The sequence below is a fragment of the Halomonas sp. PR-M31 genome (assembly GCF_001039575.1).
Classification (GTDB): domain Bacteria; phylum Pseudomonadota; class Gammaproteobacteria; order Pseudomonadales; family Halomonadaceae; genus Modicisalibacter.
The window spans coordinates 1-18,558 of sequence record NZ_JIBT01000062.1; the positions used below are offsets into that span (position 1 = coordinate 1).

General features: G+C 59.0%; 18 protein-coding genes, 3 tRNA genes and 1 pseudogene. 3 read left to right on the forward strand and 19 right to left on the reverse strand.

Going from position 1 to position 18,558, the window contains the following annotated elements:
* From CH74_RS15260 to ccmA, 10 genes are all read right to left on the reverse strand, one after another.
* Positions 1 to 516: AAA family ATPase (locus tag CH74_RS15260; protein ID WP_048308385.1), on the reverse strand; the 516-nt coding region annotated here is incomplete at its 3' end.
* A 4-nt stretch (positions 517 to 520) separates the two neighbouring features.
* A complete protein-coding gene (gene ccmI / locus CH74_RS15265) occupies positions 521 to 1,807 on the reverse strand; it encodes a c-type cytochrome biogenesis protein CcmI (protein WP_048308386.1) in 1,287 nt (428 codons plus the stop codon).
* Complete coding sequence (locus tag CH74_RS15270; protein WP_048308387.1) at positions 1,804 to 2,277, reverse strand: cytochrome c-type biogenesis protein; 474 nt, start codon at positions 2,275 to 2,277, stop codon at positions 1,804 to 1,806. Before CH74_RS15270 ends, ccmI begins: the two co-directional genes overlap by 4 nt.
* Positions 2,262 to 2,795 carry a DsbE family thiol:disulfide interchange protein gene (locus tag CH74_RS15275; protein WP_048308388.1) on the reverse strand — a complete coding sequence of 178 codons (534 nt, stop codon included), beginning with the start codon at positions 2,793 to 2,795 and terminating at the stop codon, positions 2,262 to 2,264. The genes CH74_RS15270 and CH74_RS15275 overlap by 16 nt, the downstream gene beginning before the upstream one ends.
* Positions 2,792 to 4,795, reverse strand: coding sequence for a heme lyase CcmF/NrfE family subunit (locus CH74_RS15280; RefSeq protein ID WP_048308389.1), 2,004 nt, complete (start codon positions 4,793 to 4,795; stop codon positions 2,792 to 2,794). The genes CH74_RS15275 and CH74_RS15280 overlap by 4 nt, the downstream gene beginning before the upstream one ends.
* Positions 4,796 to 4,821: 26 nt before the next feature.
* On the reverse strand, positions 4,822 to 5,265 hold the full coding sequence (ccmE, locus tag CH74_RS15285) for a cytochrome c maturation protein CcmE (protein ID WP_048308390.1): 444 nt from the start codon (positions 5,263 to 5,265) through the stop codon (positions 4,822 to 4,824).
* A complete protein-coding gene (gene ccmD / locus CH74_RS15290; protein ID WP_048308402.1) occupies positions 5,255 to 5,455 on the reverse strand; it encodes a heme exporter protein CcmD in 201 nt (66 codons plus the stop codon). Before ccmD ends, ccmE begins: the two co-directional genes overlap by 11 nt.
* A 2-nt stretch (positions 5,456 to 5,457) precedes the next feature.
* Positions 5,458 to 6,207, reverse strand: a complete 750-nt coding sequence (locus CH74_RS15295; RefSeq protein ID WP_048308391.1) for a heme ABC transporter permease — start codon at positions 6,205 to 6,207, stop codon at positions 5,458 to 5,460.
* A 12-nt stretch (positions 6,208 to 6,219) separates the two neighbouring features.
* On the reverse strand, positions 6,220 to 6,918 hold the full coding sequence (gene ccmB / locus CH74_RS15300) for a heme exporter protein CcmB (protein ID WP_048308392.1): 699 nt from the start codon (positions 6,916 to 6,918) through the stop codon (positions 6,220 to 6,222).
* The gene (ccmA, locus tag CH74_RS15305) at positions 6,919 to 7,566 is read right to left on the reverse strand and encodes a cytochrome c biogenesis heme-transporting ATPase CcmA (RefSeq protein WP_048308393.1); all 648 of its coding nucleotides are present in this window, start codon (positions 7,564 to 7,566) and stop codon (positions 6,919 to 6,921) included.
* Between the two features lie 181 nt (positions 7,567 to 7,747).
* Between ccmA and lexA the strand changes: the two genes are divergently transcribed.
* Positions 7,748 to 8,209, forward strand: a complete 462-nt coding sequence (gene lexA, locus CH74_RS15310; RefSeq protein ID WP_048308394.1) for a transcriptional repressor LexA — start codon at positions 7,748 to 7,750, stop codon at positions 8,207 to 8,209.
* Entirely contained in the window at positions 8,209 to 8,823 is a 615-nt protein-coding gene (locus CH74_RS15315) for a YigZ family protein (RefSeq protein WP_048308395.1), read from the forward strand. The genes lexA and CH74_RS15315 overlap by 1 nt, the downstream gene beginning before the upstream one ends.
* A 193-nt stretch (positions 8,824 to 9,016) precedes the next feature.
* Here the strand turns inward: CH74_RS15315 and CH74_RS15320 are convergent, their stop codons facing one another.
* From CH74_RS15320 to CH74_RS15330, 3 genes are all read right to left on the reverse strand, one after another.
* Positions 9,017 to 10,339: a sodium ion-translocating decarboxylase subunit beta gene (locus tag CH74_RS15320; protein ID WP_048308396.1), complete on the reverse strand. Its 1,323-nt coding sequence runs from the start codon at positions 10,337 to 10,339 to the stop codon at positions 9,017 to 9,019.
* 11 nt (positions 10,340 to 10,350) lie between these two features.
* Positions 10,351 to 12,177 (reverse strand): sodium-extruding oxaloacetate decarboxylase subunit alpha, encoded by a 1,827-nt coding sequence (gene oadA, locus CH74_RS15325; RefSeq protein WP_048308397.1) that lies wholly within the window; start codon positions 12,175 to 12,177, stop codon positions 10,351 to 10,353.
* 73 nt (positions 12,178 to 12,250) lie between these two features.
* Positions 12,251 to 12,520 carry an OadG family protein gene (locus CH74_RS15330; RefSeq protein ID WP_048308398.1) on the reverse strand — a complete coding sequence of 90 codons (270 nt, stop codon included), beginning with the start codon at positions 12,518 to 12,520 and terminating at the stop codon, positions 12,251 to 12,253.
* Positions 12,521 to 12,682: 162 nt separating this feature from the next.
* On the opposite strand from CH74_RS15330, the pseudogene CH74_RS15335 reads away from it, so the two are divergent.
* Positions 12,683 to 13,623, forward strand: a pseudogene (locus tag CH74_RS15335) (tRNA dihydrouridine synthase).
* Positions 13,624 to 13,707: 84 nt separating this feature from the next.
* Here the strand turns inward: CH74_RS15335 and CH74_RS15340 are convergent.
* The 6 genes from CH74_RS15340 to alaS form a co-directional block, all read right to left on the reverse strand.
* A tRNA-Arg gene (locus CH74_RS15340) sits at positions 13,708 to 13,784 on the reverse strand.
* A gap of 28 nt (positions 13,785 to 13,812) precedes the next feature.
* Positions 13,813 to 13,889, reverse strand: a tRNA-Arg gene (locus CH74_RS15345).
* Between the two features lie 92 nt (positions 13,890 to 13,981).
* Positions 13,982 to 14,074 (reverse strand) — tRNA-Ser (locus CH74_RS15350).
* 80 nt (positions 14,075 to 14,154) lie between these two features.
* A complete protein-coding gene (gene csrA, locus CH74_RS15355) occupies positions 14,155 to 14,352 on the reverse strand; it encodes a carbon storage regulator CsrA (RefSeq protein ID WP_048308399.1) in 198 nt (65 codons plus the stop codon).
* A 208-nt stretch (positions 14,353 to 14,560) separates the two neighbouring features.
* The gene (locus CH74_RS15360; protein WP_048308400.1) at positions 14,561 to 15,808 is read right to left on the reverse strand and encodes an aspartate kinase; all 1,248 of its coding nucleotides are present in this window, start codon (positions 15,806 to 15,808) and stop codon (positions 14,561 to 14,563) included.
* Between the two features lie 39 nt (positions 15,809 to 15,847).
* On the reverse strand, positions 15,848 to 18,451 hold the full coding sequence (alaS, locus tag CH74_RS15365) for an alanine--tRNA ligase (RefSeq protein ID WP_048308401.1): 2,604 nt from the start codon (positions 18,449 to 18,451) through the stop codon (positions 15,848 to 15,850).
* Positions 18,452 to 18,558 lie beyond the last annotated feature (107 nt).

Sequence of the window (18,558 nt, forward strand, 5' to 3'; positions counted from 1 at the left end):
TTGGGAAATGCCTGCGGCCTCCTCCAGCGTCGAACGCAGTTCTTCCGGGCGCGCCTCTATCAGGCGCGAAATCATGCCTTGACCGATGATGGCATAGGAGCGCGGCCCCAGACCGGTGCCCAAGAACAGATCGGCGATGTCGCGACGCCGGCATTTCTGATTGTTGAAGAAATAGCTCGATTGGCTGTCCCGGGTCACGACCCGCTTGACCACGATCTCGGCGTATTGGGCATAAAGGCCGCCCATACTGCCGTCACGATTGTCGAAGTGCAGCTCGATGGAGGCCTGGCCCACGGGCTTGCGTCCGGTGGAGCCGTTGAAGATGACATCCGTCATGGATTCACCGCGCAGGGTCTTGGCGGAGGACTCCCCCATTACCCAGCGCACCGCATCGATGACATTGGATTTGCCGCAGCCGTTGGGACCGACGATGGCGGTCATGTTGCCATCGAAGGGCACCGTCACCGGGTCGACAAAGGACTTGAAACCCGCAAGGCGGATGGACGTCAGACGCATTGAATCAATCTACGACCCGATCAATGATGATGTCGATCGGGCTATCCTTGTCGTCCAGTTTTATCGGGCCAGCCTGACCGGTCAGATCGCCGGGTTGCGCCATGGCCTGCCCGGAAGACGAGACACGCACCGTCAGCTGTACCTCATCGACCTGGGAAAGCCGCGCACTGGGAGCCATGGCATCGCTGTCGTCCAGAGTCACTTCAAGGGGCAGGTCGGCAACGGTGGCTCGTTCCAGCGCCAGAGGTGGCAATTCGCCGGCGACGTCTCGCGCCACCACGAACACCGTATCCTCTGGTGACGCCTGATCCTTGAGCTTGTCTTCCAGACTGATGTTCACCTTGATCGATGGACCGCTTGTGCTGTCAGGGGTATTGCTCGCCTGAGCGGCTTGTTCTGATGCACTCTTGTCGGATGCCGCCTCGCCGGGGGCAATGCCCAGGCGCTGCTGGGCAACGGCGATACCGTCCCGCAGTACCTTGGCGGAAGCCTCGTCGTCGAAGCCGGCAATGGCCTTGCGCCAATGGGCAATGGCCTGCTCATAACGGCCATCCTCGAAAGCTTCGATACCCAATAGACCCAACACCGTCGGCTGCCGCGGATCCTTGGCAAGCACTTCATCGGCCAACTCTTCTATTTCGCCGGTCAGTTTTCTATCCGCGGCGAAGAATTTCATCTGCGCCAGTTGCGCCAACAGCTCTGTCTGGCGTCCTTCCAGCGCGATTAGCCGCTGAAGGGCATCGATCGCCGCATCGAACCGGCCGCTATCGCGATAGAGCGGAAACAGCGCAATCCACAATTTGGGATTATCCGGCTGCCGGGCGATCTGCCCTTCCAACCGCTCGATCAACATCGTCATGGAGCCATCCGGTGCATTCATCACCTCATGCTGGATGGCATACAGAGCCAGGTCATCCTGAGCGCCTTCCCGCTGATACCAAAGAAGGCTCCCGACCACCAGGGCTATCATCGTCGCCAGTACCGCCCAACGACCGGCTTTCGCGGCCTTGAGGGGTGGGCGACGCTGCGCCTCGGTATCCTCGAGCAGACTGCGATCCAGCTCTAGACGGCTTTCCTCGAAACGCTTGGCATCGATCTCGCCCCGGGCCAGGGCTTGCTCCAGAGAGATCAGGCGACGCCGATAGATCGCCACGTTCTGGGCATCGTTGCTCTCTTCCACTTCATAGGCGTGCTGGGCATCGTGCACTGCCTGGGCGCGTCGCAGGGGCCAGGCCACGATCCACAGGGCAGGCAGCAGCAACAGACCGAAAGCTATCCACAGCAGATTCATTGCGTCCTCTCGCGATTGACCAGCGCATCGAGGCGTTCTCGCTCCGCAGCGCTGAGCGCATGGTTGGAGGCGCGCCGTCGTGCCCGCACGATAAAGCCGATAACGACTGCCCCGAGCAGGACAAGCGCAGCAGGCAAGCCCCATAGCAGCCAGGTTCGTCCAGTGAGTCGCGGATTGTAGAGCACGTAGTCACCGAAGCGATCGGTCATGTAATTCTGAATTTCGATGTCGGAACGACCATCCTGCAGCAGTTGATAGACTCGCTCGCGCATGTCCCCGGCGATGGGCGATTCGGAGTCACCGATGGCCTGATTCTCACACTTGGGGCATCGCAGGGAGCCGTTCAGGGAGTCGTAGCGCTGCTTCTGTACGGGGCTGTCGAACTCGCGCACCTCGATGGCAGCCAGGGTCGTTGCGGAGCATGAAACGCACAGCAACAGGATGAGAACTCGCGTCAATCGGTGCGCCATTTTTCCACCTCCGGCACGATCGTCTGTTCAATATCCTCTGGCGTGATGTACCCGGTATGGTGATAGCGGATGATACCGTCTGCGTCCACGAGGAACGTTTCCGGAGCGCCGTAGACGCCAAGATCGAAGCCCAGCGTTCCTTCCGAATCGAAGATATTGACCTCGAACGGATTGCCGAATTTCTCGAGAAATTCGTGCCCCTTTGCCCGCGTATCCTTGTAATCGACCCCTACCAGGCGAATGCCGCGCTCTTCCAGCGCAAGCAGCTGTGGCATCTCCTGCTTGCAGGTGGGGCACCACTCCCCCCACACATTGACCAGGGTCATCTCGCCCTTGATCAAGGACTCATCGACCTGACGGTCGGCGTCTTCCAAGGTCGAAAGCGTAAAGCTCGGGAATGGCTTGCCCAGCAGCGTCGAGTCCCGGGCGCTAGGGTCCAATGCCAGCCCACGATACAAAAATACCGCCAGCACGACGAACAGCACCAAAGGAATCAACAGCAACAAACGACGCTTCATGCCTGAGCCTCCTTGAAACCCGACGTATCCGGGGCCAAGGGCTGTTGAGCACGGCGCTTCACTCGCCGGTAGCGTTTATCCACCACCGCCAGTATTCCGCCTGTGGCCATGAGCAGTGCCCCCAGCCATAGCCAGCGTACGAAGGGTTTGAACTGAATTCGCAGCGCCCAGGAACCATCTCCCAGATCCTCTCCCAGGGCAACATACAGATCCCGCAGCAGACCGGGTCTTAGCGCCACGTCCGTCATCGGCATGCCCCGGGCCAGATAGAAGCGCTTTTCGGGATGCATGGTGAAGCGATGCTCACCGTTGCGGCTGACGTCTATGGTGGCGGTATCGGCGATGAAGTTGGGGCCTCGGCGCTCCCGCAAGCCCTGCATGGTGAAGGTGTAGCCTGCGACCTCGATGTTCTCATTCGGCGCCAGGCGCACGTTACGTTCGATGTTGTAGTTCGACACCATGGTTACACCGATGATGGTCACCGCCAGACCCAGGTGGCCCACTACCATGCCCCAATAAGCGGGAGACAGTCGCTTCAGACCAGTGCCAAGACTCGAGGCGTTACGCAGCTTGTCGAACAGATCCCGACCCAGGGAAAGCACGATCCACAGTGCCATCACTAGCCCCAGGGATACCCATACATTCCACTCACCGTCATAGATAAGCGGTGCAACCGCCGCAATGACGACAGCGGCGACGCCGGCGCCCACTAACCGCTTAAATAGTTCACGCCCACTCATCTGCTTCCAGCGCGAAGACGGGCCAAGCCCCATGAAGACGCACAGCAGGCCGGTCAGCGGTACAAACAAGGCGTTGAAGTACGGCGGGCCGACGCTGATCTTGCCCAGCCCCAGAGCGTCCAGCAGCAGCGGATAGACGGTTCCCAGCAGTACGGTCACGGTCATGACAATCAGCAGGATATTGTTGACCAGCAGCAGTGCATCTCGAGAGAGCCAGGTGAAACCGATGCTGTGACTGACCCTCGGTGCACGTAGCGCGAACACCAGCAGCGAAAGCCCAACCGTAAGACCGAGCAACACCAGAATGAAGGTGCCCCGGGCCGGATCGTTGGCGAAGGCATGCACCGAGGTCAGCACTCCAGAGCGCACCAGGAAGGTGCCCAGCAGGGACAACGAGAAGGTGGTGATAGCCAGCAATATCGTCCAGCTCTTGAAACTGCCGCGCTTTTCCGTCACCGCCAGGGAATGGATCAAGGCGGTACCCGCCAGCCAGGGCAGCAAGGAGGCATTTTCCACCGGATCCCAGAACCACCAGCCGCCCCAGCCAAGCTCGTAATAAGCCCACCAGCTACCGAGTGCAATGCCTACGCTGAGAAAAGCCCAGGCCACGTTGGTCCAGGGTCGCGCCCAGCGAGTCCAGGCCGCGTCGAGACGCCCACCGATCAGCCCGGCGATGGCAAAGGCAAAGACCACGGAGAAGCCTACGTAGCCCATGTAGAGCATCGGCGGGTGAATCACCAGACCAAAATCCTGAAGCAGCGGATTGAGATCCGCGCCATCCTGGGGCATGTTCGGCAGCAGCCGCTCGAAGGGATTGGAGGTGATCAGCACGAACAGCAGGAAACCAACACACACCATGCCCATCACCGACAGTACTCGAGCCACCATGTCACGGGGCAGCTGGCTCGAGAACTGGCTGACCGCAAAGCCCCAGCCCCCCAGCATCAGGCTCCATAGCAGCACCGAGCCTTCATGACTGCCCCATACCGCAGTAGCCTTGTAATACCAGGGCAGCATCGAATTGGAGTTGTTGGCGACATAAGAAACGCTGAAATCATCCAGCAGAAAACTCGTGGTCAGACATAGATATGCGATCGCCAAAAACAGAAACTGACCGCTGGCCAGGGGTTTGGCGAACGCCATCCAGAGCGGGCGCCGAGTCAGCGTGCCGGCCATGGGCACCACGGCTTGAATCAAGGCCATGAGCAGCGCCAGGATCAGCGCGAAATGTCCGAGCTCGGGAATGATCTTGCTTAACATGACGGCTCCAGGATCCTTTGACGGATCTATTCAAGCGTTTCTGTCGGCATTTTGCCTTTCATGGCCTCGGCCACTTCCGGTGGCATGTAGTTCTCGTCGTGCTTGGCCAGCACCTGGGCGGCACGCAATATCTGGCTGTCTTCGAGTTTACCGACCACGACCACGCCCTGCCCCTCGCGGAACAGATCCGGCAGGATACCGCTGTAGCGCACTTCCAGATCATTTGCGTAGTCCGTTACCACGAAGGAGACGTCCAGGCTCTCCTTGTCCCGCTGTACGCTGCCTTCCTTGACCATGCCGCCGGCGCGAATCTGGCGCTCTAGCGGCGCCTCACCCTTGGCAATCTGCTCCGGGCTGAAAAAAAGATTGATATTACTGCTCAACGAATACAGCACCAGCCCGACGGCAATGGCAGCCAGCGTGGCCAACCCCAGTAGTATCATCAAACGCTGCTTGCGCTTAGGATTCATGAGCCTCTCCCCGGTCGGCGTGACGTTCTCGGCGCTGACGCCGTTTGAGATCCTGCATTAGATGGTGTCGCTCTGCCCGCGCATGGAACGCACTTCCAATCAGCAGCAGCGCGGCCAGCCCCCAGGCGGACCACACATAGGCGCCATGACCGCCCATCGCCAACAGCGCCGAGAATGAATCAAAGGCCATCATTATCCTCTCCTGTCGGTGTCAGCGACAAGCGCACGCACCCAGCGTTTGGCGGACTCCCGACGCAGTATCTCGTTGCGGGTGCGGGTAAGGGTCAGGGCGATGAAGAAACAGTAGAACCCTAGCACCATGATCAACAGCGGTAGCCACATCTCCATCGGCATGGCCGGACGCTCCGTCAGAGTGAACGTGGCCGGTTGATGCAGGGTGTTCCACCAGTTCACCGAGTATTTGATGATGGGAATGTTGACCACCCCCACCAGCGCCAGCACCGACGCCGCTCGGGCGCCGCTATCTCGGCTAGAGAAGGCACCACGCAGGGCAATCACGCCCAGGTACAGGAACAACTGAATTAGCATCGAGGTCAAACGGGCGTCCCACACCCACCAGGTGCCCCAGGTCGGCATGCCCCAGACCGAGCCGGAAAACAGGGCGACAAACGTCATGGCCGCACCGAAGGGCGCGATGACCGTGGCGGCCATATCCGCAATCTTGATCTTCCACACCAGAAAGATGACGCCGGCCACCGCCATGCTGATAAAGCAGGACTGGGCCAGAATGGCGGCCGGCACATGTACATAAATGATGCGAAAACTATTGCCCTGCTGGTAGTCCGAGGGCGCAAAGCCAAGACCCCAGACGCTGCCTATCAGCAGTAACAGGATCGCCGATCCCCAGAACCAGGGCTGGAGCTTGGCGCTGATCGCGTAGAACCATTTGGGCGAACCCAGCTTGTGTATGAAGGCCCACATGCCGTTGCTTCCTCAACCGTTGATACTGATGCGAAGTGCCGCCGCGATGGCCCAGGGTGCCAGCATCAGTGCCAGGCACAGCTGAGCGCCAAGAATTGCCAGATACGGAGCGGCATTGCCGCCAAGAATGACCACCTGTACCGCACCGGCACCGAAAATCAGCACAGGGATATAAAGCGGCAAGACCAGCAACGACAGCAGTACGCCACCTCTCGATAGCCCGACCGTCAACGCCGCACAGATGGCGCCGATAAGACTCAGACTGGCACTGCCCAAGGCCAGTGAAAACGCAAGCACTGCATAGCTCTGCCCCGGCAATGCCAACATCAACCCCAGCAGCGGCGCCATCAGGGCCAGGGGCAAACCGGTCAACAGCCAGTGTACCAGCGTCTTCGACAGCACCAGCGCCGGCAGCGGCTGGGGTGAAAGCAGCAGCTGCTCGAGGCTGCCATCGTCATAATCGCTTCGAAACAGCGTATCCAGTGACAATTGGGTCGCCAGCAGGGCCGCGACCCATAACAGCCCCGGAGCAATGGCGGCCAGCATCGCCGGGTCCGGCGAAATACCCAGCGGAAACAGCGTGATGACCAAGGCAAAGAACACCAGCGGATTGATCACCTCGCTGCGCCGGCGCAGCACCAGGGTGATATCCCGTTTGATGGTCGCGCGAACGGCGACGCCGAGACTCGCTTTAGGCTCAATGACCTGCATTCATTCTCCTGACCTGTTGCACACTGCCCGTCCCAGGGTGATACGACGCAACTCTCCAAGCGGTGCCAGCTCATGATGAGTGGTCAGAATCACGCTGCCCCCAGCACGGGCATGGGCCAATAGACGCTGTTCCAGCCGGGCGACGCCCTGCTTGTCGATGGCGGTAAAAGGCTCATCGAGCACCCATAGCGGACGCTGGGTCAGGTTCAGCCGAGCCAACGCTACCCGGCGCTGTTGACCCGCGGAGAGCTGCGCCACCGGCACATCCTCGAAGCCGTAAAGCCCTATCTCTTCCAGTACTGCAAGGCGCTCGACCTCGTCGCCATGCTCACCGCAAAGCGCCTGATACCAGGCCAGATTTTCTAGAGCCGTGAGCGCTGCCTTGATGCCGGGCGCGTGTCCCAGATAAAGAAGATTGGCGAGAAAGGCAGTGCGGACCTTGCGCATTGACTGGCCGCACCAGCGCAGTTCACCTTCGTAATCCGTAAGCTGGCCGGAGAGTATCTTGAGTAATGTTGTCTTGCCGCTGCCATTGGGGCCTTCGACACGCAGTATTTCGCCAGGCTCTACGTCCAGATCCAGCGCCTGAAACAGACGTCGATCATCGCGTTCGCAGGTCAACCCCCGTGCTTCAAGACGAAACGTCACTCGAACTCCCGCCACAAGTAATCAACGAGGCACTTTACAGGGAAAGCCATTTTGCGGCCAGCCGGAACGTTGCGTCAGCGCGTCGCAGCAACCGGACAGCGTGGAACCTGGTACATTTCCGCCTTGCACGGTGCTTGTTATGATGCTGCGAGAGTGCTGTCCAACGCGTCCGGAGAAGACCATGTATCACTATCTGCACCGCTTGCCCAACCTTCCGCTTCAGGAAGGTGCCTGGGAAGAGATCGACGATAACGACCTGGTCGACATTCCTCTGCTGGGTCAAGTAGCCGCCGGCTTACCCATCGAGGCATGCCCGGACCAGGACAGCGTGCGGGTTCCTTCCCGTATGGTGCGGCGCAACACCTATGCGCTGCGAGTACGGGGCAATTCGATGATCGACTGCAATATCCACGATGGCGACGTGATCATCATCGAGCGCCATGAGAGCGCCGAAAATGGCGAGACCGCGGTGGTCATGATCAACAACCAGGAAGTGACCCTGAAGAAGCTCTACATCGACAAATCCGGGGTACGTCTGCAACCCGCCAACGAAACCATGGCGCCTATCTTCCTGAAGAACGATGACGTCCAGGTCCTGGGATTGGTCATGGGCGTGATGCGAACCGCCAGTCTTGCGGCCTGATGCGCTACTTGATCCCCAAGCTCGCTGAGACGAACATCCACGTCGCCGAGATCGAAATAGAACGCAGTCGTTTCATCGCCTGGATAGCCCACACACCCGATGTTACCGGATTCGATGCGTTGCTTGCTAGGGCTCGGGCCACCTACCCGGATGCCAGCCATCACTGCAGCGCCTTCATTGCCGGTCCGCCCGGGGAACAAAACGCCATCGGTTTTTCCGATGACGGCGAACCCGGGGGCACCGCGGGGCGGCCGATGTTTCAAGTGCTTGAAGGGTCGGGATTCGGCCAGATCGGCTGTGTAGTAACCCGCTATTTCGGTGGCACGAAGCTTGGCACCGGCGGCCTCGCCCGCGCCTATTCCCAGGCGGTTCAAAAAGCGCTGGAAACGCTGCCCAGTACGAACTTCGTCGAACGCAGCACGTTACGCATCCAGGTCGGTTTCGCCGGCGAAGCCGAGGCCCGAGCCTGGTTTGCCGGGCAGGACGTTCCCATCGAGCACGTCGATTACGCCAGCGACGGCGTGACCCTCACCGTCGGCTGGCCCAGGGACACCACGATCGACCTTGCTCCTCTCGAAGCCCGGCTCAAGGGACGCTTGGCACTACTTGGTTAAAGGTACTCTTTGTTATTTGCCAGTAGGCCGTGTGCCGGGGAAAGGCCTGCGTGAGGGCGCTGTAAACCCATCCTTGGGCGCTACATTTGCCATCCATGGCAAATGACCCTCACTGCGCCCTTCCCCCGGCCCTATCGCCATAGGCTTCTGTGGGCACTAGCCATATGGTCAGTTTATACAACGCAGTAGACCATTAACTCAGGTATTTGATCATGACACCTGCCGCCACCGCCGACCCGATAACTCCCGCCACGTTCGGCCCCATGGCATGCATCAGCAGGAAATTGTGCGGGTTGTAGTCCAGCCCTACCTTGTTCGAGACTCGCGCCGCCATGGGCACCGCCGACACCCCGGCGGAGCCGATCAAGGGATTGATCGGTGTCTTGCTGACCAGATTCATCAGCTTGGCCATGAGCACGCCGCAGGCGGTGCCGATGGCAAAGGCCACGATACCCAGCCCGAGAATCCCCAGGGTTTCCACGGACAAGAAACGGTCCGCCACCAGCTTTGAGCCCACGGACAAGCCCAGAAAGATGGTGACGATATTGATCAGCGCATTTTGAGACGTATCCGACAGGCGTTCCACCACGCCGCATTCGCGCATCAGATTGCCGAAACAGAACATGCCCAGCAGTGGCGCCGCATCGGGTAAAAACAGCACTACCAGAATCAACAGCACCAAGGGGAAGAGGATCTTTTCCACCTTGGAGACCGGACGCAGCTGGGTCATGACGATCCTGCGCTCCTTATCCGTGGTCAGCGCCCGCATGATCGGCGGCTGGATCAACGGCACCAGCGCCATGTAGGAGTAGGAGGCCACGGCGATAGCCCCCAGCAATTCTGGTGCCAGCAGGCTCGACACATAGATCGAGGTCGGTCCGTCCGCCCCGCCGATGATGCCGATGGCCGCCGCCTGCTTGAGAGAAAAGTCCATCCAGCCTAGCGTCGTAAAACCCACCGCGCCGAGCAGCGTGGCAAAGATACCGAACTGAGCCGCTGCCCCCAGAAACAGGGTGCGCGGGTTAGCCAGCAGCGGGCCGAAGTCGGTCATTGCGCCGACACCCATGAAGATCACCAGGGGCGCGATACCCGAGGCAATCGCCACGCTATAGAACTGATACAGCATGCCATGGTTGAAGCCCGCATCCATCGCCACGTCGTAGGCTGCACGCACCATTGCCGGAGAGATATCGCCGTGCAGGGCATTGGCAATCGTTTCCCGCCAAGCATCGATATCGGACGGCGTCTGGCGCCCCAGCTCGAGCACCGCCGAGAGCTGCTCGAGCACCATGGGCTTGGCCAAGTGTGCTGCCTGCTCCGCCGCGGATAGCGCAAGACCCGCCTCCGGGATATTGGCGAGAATACCGCCGAAGCCGATCGGCACCAGCAGCAGAGGTTCGAACTTCTTGTTGATGGCCAGATAAAGCAGCAGCAAGCCGACCAGGATCATCAACGCCTGACCCGGGCTCATGTTGTAGAGCCCGGAGCCTTGCCAGAGGCTAAGCAATTTATCCATGAAATCTGTCCTTAGAGAATGATCAGCGTATCGCCCACGGACACGCTGTCGCCTTCCTTGACCTTGATCTCGGATACCGTGCCGGCCTCGCTCGCGCGCACCTCGGTTTCCATCTTCATGGCTTCGAGAATGATCACCACGTCACCGTCCTCCACGCGATCACCGGGGGCGACATTGACCTTGAAGATATTGCCCGCCAGAGGTGCGTTGATGCTGACACCGCTTCCAGCCTGTGAAGCCTCTTTCCTGGTCGGCGTTGCCTCATCCTCCCCGCTTGCAGCCTGGACCTGGCTGATATCACCGCCCTCGGCAACTTCCACCACATACTGCTTGCCATTGACGCTGATGGTGTAGGTTTCGGGTCCGCTTGCTGGCGTCTTTTCGGCCTGGCTCGAAGCCGTGCGGCCATCGTCGCGAGCCGTCTGGCTATCCGCGATCTGAGGCGCTGGCTCAAACGCACTCGGGTCGTCCCGATGCTTGAGAAACTTAAGGCCTATCTGGGGAAACAGGGCATAGGTCAGGACATCATCGATCTCGCGCTCACCCTCTTCCAGGCGAATGTTCTCCTCCTTGGCCTTGCGTCGCAGCTCATCACGTAGCCTATCCATCTCGGGATCGAGATTGTCCGCTGGACGGCAGGTGATCGGCTCGCCGCCCTCCAGCACGCGCTGCTGAAGCTCCTTGTTGAGCGGGGCCGGCGCAGCGCCGTACTCACCCTTGAGCAGCGCCTGCACTTCCTTGGAGATCGACTTGTAGCGGCTGCCCATCATGACGTTCATCACCGCCTGAGTGCCGACGATCTGGGAGGTCGGAGTGACCAGGGGAATATAACCCAGGTCTTCGCGCACCTTGGGAATCTCACCTAGCACATCATCGAGCTTGTCACCGGCGCCTTGCTCTTTGAGCTGGCCTTCCATGTTGGTGAGCATGCCGCCGGGGACCTGGGCCAGCAGGATGCGGGAATCGATACCCTTGAGGGAACCCTCGAAGGCGGCGTACTTCTTGCGCACTTCGCGGAAATAGGCAGCGATGTCCTCGAGCAGCGCCAGATCCAGACCGGTATCGCGCTCGGTTTCCTTCATGATGGCGACCACGGATTCGGTAGGGCTGTGACCGTAGGTCATCGACATCGAGGAGATCGCGGTGTCGACGTTATCGATGCCGGCTTCCACCGCCTTGAGAATGGTGGCGGTGGAAAGTCCGGTGGTGGCATGGCACTGCATGTGGATCGGAACCGACAGACTCTTCTTGAGCCGCGAGACCAGATCGAAAGCGGTGTAGGGCGTCAGCAGCCCGGCCATGTCCTTGATCATCACGGAGTGAGCGCCCATGTCCTCGAGGCGCTTGGCCAGATCGACCCAGCCCTCCAGGGTATGCACCGGGCTCACGGTATAGGAAATGGCGCCCTGGGCATGGCCGTCGTTGTCGATGACCGCCTTGAGGGGGCGTTCAAAGTTGCGCGGATCGTTCATCGCATCGAAGACGCGGAAGACATCGACGCCATTGACCCGGGCACGCTCGACGAAGGCATCCACCACGTCGTCGGCATAGTGCCGGTAACCGAGCAGATTCTGTGCCCGCAGCAGCATCTGTTGACGGGTGTTGGGCATGGCCTCCTTGAGCGCCCGAATACGCGCCCAGGGGTCTTCTCCCAGATAGCGAATGCAGGCATCGAAGGTCGCCCCGCCCCAGGATTCCACGGACCAGAAGCCGACACGATCGAGCTTCTCGGCGATCGGCAGCATGTCGTCAAGCCGCATCCGCGTGGCGAACAGGGATTGATGAGCGTCGCGCAGTACGACATCGGTGATACCCAGCGGGCGTCGAGTCTCCGTCATGATAAAGGAACCCTTGTTTCCGTTGTTCTTTGAAATACCTTGGCGTTCTGGAGGTACGTTCAAGGCTGCTTGTTCAGCGCCGATGGCGCTGGCGATAGTGTTTTACCGCAGCACTGATGACTGCGATCAACTCATCGTTCCCGACGCGCTTGTTGGCACCCTTGTCGCCACCAGATGCCGATCGAGACGACTCGTCCTGTTTTGCTGGTACGGGGACGAAGGACATCACCAGCCGCGACATCAGTGCCGTGGCAAATACCAGCAGGGTCAGAAAAACGAACACGAATCCCATGCCGAACGCGACGAGACTCCAACCTTCCTGCATCAGTGATGCGTTATCCATGGACAGTATCTCTTGACTGATTGACGATGACGCCTAGGGCGTTCTTCATGCCGCTCCGGCCGTTGCTGTTATACTTGCCCGCTTTTATATGTGCTAGCAAATTCATCGGCGGAAAACCCTGTGGTCGACTTACTGCATCCTGGACGCATTGGCCTGGCACCCATGGAGGGCGTCATCGATGCTCATGCCCGCGCCTTGCTCACGCAACGCTCCGGTTTCGACTGGGCGGTGACGGAGTTTCTGCGGGTCGTCGATACCCGGTTGCCGCCTCGAGTGTTCTACAAGCATTGCCCCGAGCTCATTCAAGCTCCTGCCACGACGCCGAATGGGACGCCGGTGCATCTGCAGCTACTCGGCTCCGATCCCGAAGCGCTCGCCGCTAACGCCCATCAAGCGCTTACCTTGGGTGCGACCCATCTCGATCTCAATTTTGGCTGCCCTGCAAAGACCGTCAATCGTCGCGATGGCGGTGCGTCCTTGCTGCGCGATCCACGCCGAGTCGAAGGTGCCGTGTCCGCCGTCCATACCGCTCTCGCCGGTGCCATACCCGTTACTGCCAAAATCCGACTCGGGTTTTCCGATCGCCGCCTGGCCCTGGACTGTGCCAAGGCCGCAGAGGCCGGTGGTGCTTATCATTTGGTGGTACATGCCCGTACCCGTGATGAGGCTATCGTCCCCCGGCTAACTGGGAGTGGATTGCCAAAATACGCCAAGTTTTGCACATACCGGTCATCGTTAATGGCGACATCTGGTGCCTGGAAGATTACTGGCGTGCTCGCAGCCTATCAGGCTGTGAAGATGCCATGCTCGGGCGCGGTGCCTTGGCGGATCCACTTCTTGCCCATCGTATTCGTCATTGGCAATGCACCGGCGAGCGTTTGCCCGGGACTTCCTGGCAGACACGCGCAGAAATCCTGAACGCCTATGCTGCGCTGCAGCGTATCACACTTCCGGAGCGTGTCGTGGTTTCGCTACTTAAACAATGGTTGAATCATATGCGCGCACGGGACAAGCAGGCGGGGCAACGCTTTATGCAATTGCGTCGCGTGACGAATCTGGACTCATTCTTGAAAGGGTTGACGGCTGTCATGGACACGGCCTAGCGATCGCCGGGAATCGAGGCCGGGGGAAATGAGGGGGGCTAAAACGCAATCACCCGCTTTCGGTGAAAGCGGGTGATTAAAACCTGGCACGCCCGAGAGGATTCGAACCTCTGACCCCCTGATTCGTAGTCAGGTACTCTATCCAGCTGAGCTACGGGCGCAAAAAAATCAAATGATTCAACGTAAGGATGGCGCGCCCGGGAGGATTCGAACCTCCGACCCCCTGATTCGTAGTCAGGTACTCTATCCAGCTGAGCTACGGGCGCTTGACCTTCATGCTACTTAGATCAGTCGTGCCATATTCGACGACTGCGTGAAGATGATGGTGCACCGGCTTGTACAGAACTATCCGGTGAAATGGCGGAGAGAGAGGGATTCGAACCCTCGATAGGGCTATAAACCCTATACTCCCTTAGCAGGGGAGCGCCTTCAGCCACTCGGCCATCTCTCCCTCATCAACACGGCGCGTAGATTATCGATTAAGGACTTGGCTGTCCACCCTTGAAAAGCATTTTCTGGGCGGACAAACCGTCAAACATCGGAGTCGTTACCTTCGCTGCCCGTCTTTTCGCGCTGAATGCGCTGATAAATTTCCTCACGATGAACCGCGACGTCCCGAGGAGCATTGACACCTATGCGCACCTGATTACCTTTCACACCCAATACGGTGACGGTTATTTCATCACCTATCATCAACGTTTCGCCTACCCGGCGAGTCAGGATGAGCATGTTGATCTCCTTTCGAACTTCTTCCTAAGGGTTAGCTGCGACACGAATAAGCCCCGCAGCGCAACGCCTACATGCGATATGTGCCACCGTGAGGCTGACTCTCAGGGGGCATATTACACCCGACAGTCTCGTTGAATGAACTATCTAAGTCCAATGTATCATTCGTTGAGAGCGAACTTAAACACCAACGTTCTGACACCTAGTGCTTTCATTCACTCTCAGGGTCTTTCTTGTCCAAGCCAAAGGCTTGATGGAGCATGCGCACGGCCAGCTCCATTTGTTTTTCGTCGATTACTACGGAAATCTTGATTTCCGATGTGGAAACCATGCGAATGTTGATGTTCTCTTGCGCCAGCGTGCGGAACATTCTACTAGCAACGCCCGCATGAGAACGCATGCCTACACCCACAAGTGAAACTTTAGCTATGTTATCGTCGCCACGCAATTCCCCCTCGCCCAGGTCTGGCAGCACCTGTTCCTTGAGGATCTTCATGGTCTGCTTGTAGTCGCCCTTGGCCACGGTGAAGGTAAAATCGGTGTAGTTGCCTGTCGGTGCCACGTTCTGCACGATCATATCGACTTCGATATTGGCATCGGCAATCGGGCCAAGAATGCGCCAGGCAACCCCGGGAACGTCCGGCGTATTGAGCAGCGTCAGCTTGGCTTCGTTAGCAGTAAAAGCAATACCAGAAATTAACGGCTCTTCCATGAAATCCTCTTCGTGTTGGTCGGCGATGATAAGGGTACCTGGGCCATCCTCGAAGCTGGATAGCACCCGCAAGGGAACATTGTACTTGCCGGCGAATTCGACGGCGCGAATCTGCAATACTTTGGAGCCTAGGCTTGCCAGTTCGAGCATCTCTTCCACGGTGATGGTTTCAAGACGCTGGGCCTTGGAACATACCCGGGGATCCGTAGTGTAGACACCATCGACATCGGTATAGATCTGGCATTCGTCTGCCTTGAGCGCCGCCGCCAGGGCCACGCCGGTCGTATCCGAGCCACCCCGTCCTAGGGTCGTGATGTTGCCCTCTTCATCGACCCCCTGGAAGCCGGCCACCACCACCACTTGCCCCTCTTCGAGATCCTGACGCAAATCTTCCGTGTCGATGCGCTGAATACGCGCCTTGGTATGAGCGCTGTCGGTGCGAATTCCGACTTGGGCGCCAGTGTAGGATGTGGCAGGCACCCCCGTTTTCTGCAGTGCCATGGCCAACAATGAAATCGTCACCTGCTCCCCGGTGGAGACCAGCATGTCCATTTCGCGAGGCGTTGGCTCATCGTTGATCTGACCGGCCAGTTCGATCAGGCGATTGGTTTCACCACTCATTGCCGAAACCACTACCACGATTTGATGGCCTTGTTCGCGAAAACGCTTGACCTTTTCCGCAACGGCTTTGATGCGCTCGACAGTGCCGACCGAAGTGCCGCCGAATTTCTGTACGTATAGCGCCATAAGTTATTTATCCTTGAGGTCGTGAATTTGTAGAGATAGCTAGTCCAATTGTCTCTCAAGCCAGGCGGGTACGCTTTCCAACGCTCCTGGCAGGGCTGCGACATCACTTCCTCCTGCCTGAGCCATATCGGCGCGACCACCGCCTTTGCCACCGACCTGGGCGGCAACGTGATTGACCAGATCGCCGGCCTTTACCCTGGCGGTAAGGTCATTGGTGACCCCCGCAATCAAACTCACCTTATTGCCAGCGGTCGTTCCCAGTACCAACACGCCGGAGCCCAGCTTGTTCTTGAGCTGATCCAGCAAACCGCGCAGTTCCTTGCCAGAAACGCCTTCGACCTGCTTGGCCAACACCTTGACACCGGCAACTTCCCGGGCCTCACCGAGCATGTCGCTTCCGGCGGCGCTGGTGAGCTTGGCCTTGAGTCGCTCGAGCTCTTTCTCCATCTCGCGATTGCGCTCGAGCAGGAAGTCCAGGCGCTGCTCCACCTGTTCCGGCTTTGCCTTGAGACGTTCGGCGATGTGTGTCACCCGAGCTTCCTGATCACGGAAGTAGTCCAGCGCAGCCTGGCCGGTAATGGCTTCGATACGGCGGACACCGGCGGCTATACCGGTTTCCGAGAGGATGTGAAAACAGCCGATATCGCCGCTGCGCCCGACATGGGTGCCGCCGCAGAGCTCGATGGAAAAGTCATCGGCGCCGATGGTCAGCACCCGTACGCTGTCGCTGTACTTGGCTTCGAACAGCGCCGCCGCTCCTTTGGCTTTGGCCTCATCCAGGGTCATCTGCTGGATGCGCGTGTCCGCATTGGCCAGTACCTGCTGATTGACGATGGCCTCTACCTGGGCGAGCTGTTCGGGACTCATCGCCTCGAAATGGCTGAAATCAAAGCGCAGCCGCTCGGCGGTCACCAGAGAGCCCTTCTGCTGCACATGATCGCCAAGCACGCGCTTTAGCGCTTCGTGCATGAGGTGCGTCGCCGAATGGTTGCGTACCGTCGCCGCACGAAGGCTGGCATCCACCCGAGGCGTTACCGACGTCCCCACCTGCAGTCGACCTTCGAGCATTACGCCATGATGCAGATGATGTCCGCCCTGCTTCTGGGTATCGGTTATCTGAAAACGCAGATTCGGGCCTTCGAGATAGCCGGTATCTCCTATCTGGCCCCCGGACTCCCCATAAAACGGCGTGCGATCGAGCACTACCACGCCCTTGTCGCCCTCTTCGAGTTCGACAAGCGCATTGCCGGCTTCGTCGATCAACGCGGTGACCCGAGACTCGTCTTCAAGGCGCTCGTAGCCGCTAAACGTCGTTTCGCCTTCGAGTTCGAGGCCCGCGGTGTAATCCGCACCGAACTGACTGGCGGCCCGGGCCCGTTCACGCTGGGCTTCGAGTTCGCGCTGAAAGCCCACTTCATCCAGGGTCACGCCGCGCTCGCGACAGATATCCGCGGTCAAGTCGAAGGGGAAGCCGTAAGTATCGTAAAGCTTGAACACCGTCTCTCCGGCCAGCACATCGCCGTCGAGCTTACTCAACGCTTCTTCCAGCAGGCCCATGCCGTGCTCGAGAGTGCGGGCGAACTGCTCCTCTTCCTTGAACAGAATTCGCTCGATCTGAGGCCGGGCCTTGCGCAACTCCGGGTAGGCATCGCCCATCTCCGCATCCAGAGCCGCTACCAGTTTGTGAAAGAACGGCTCTCGGGCACCGAGCTTATGGCCGTGGCGAATCGCACGGCGAATGATCCGGCGCAGCACATAGCCACGACCCTCGTTGGAGGGCAGCACCCCGTCCAAGATCAAGAAGGCACAGGAGCGAATGTGATCCGCGATCACCCGCAGAGACGGCGCGGAGTTATCCCTATGGCCGGTGGCCTCGGCAGCAGCGGTTAGCAGATTCTGAAATAGATCGATCTCGTAGTTGGAATGCACGCCTTGCATCACTGCAGCGATGCGCTCCAATCCCATGCCGGTGTCAATCGACGGTTTGGGCAATGGATTCATGTTGCCCGCCGTATCTCGATCGAACTGCATGAACACCAGATTCCATATCTCGATATAGCGATCACCATCCTCTTCGGGGCTACCGGGAGGCCCCCCCCAAACCTCCGGGCCGTGATCATAGAAGATTTCAGAGCAAGGTCCGCAGGGCCCGGTATCGCCCATCTGCCAGAAGTTGTCTTCATCCAGCTTCGAGAATCGCTCCGGGTCTATGCCGATCTTGTCTTTCCAGATGTGCTCGGCTTCGTCATCGCTTACGTGCACCGTGACCCACAGCTTTTCCTTAGGCAAGCCAAGGGTCTCGGTGAGAAAGGTCCAGGCAAAGCGAATGGCATCCTGCTTGAAGTAATCACCGAAACTGAAATTACCTAGCATCTCGAAGAAAGTGTGATGTCGGGCGGTATAGCCAACGTTATCCAGATCGTTGTGCTTTCCGCCTGCGCGTACGCAGCGCTGAGACGAGGTTGCCCGAACATAAGGACGCGGATCGCGGCCCAGGAATACATCCTTGAAGGGCACCATGCCCGCATTGGTGAACAACAGGGTCGGATCATTGCCCGGCACCAGCGAGCTCGATGGCACGATGGTGTGTTCCTGCTCTTCAAAGAAGGTTAAAAAGGCCTGTCTGATGTCTGCGCTTTTCATAGAAAACCCGTGGTGATAAGCGTTTGGGCGCTGCGGGCAGGCGATCGTTGCCTATTTGATGATGGCAATGGCGGCTTGGCATATTAAAGGCGAACGCCACCCGGGGC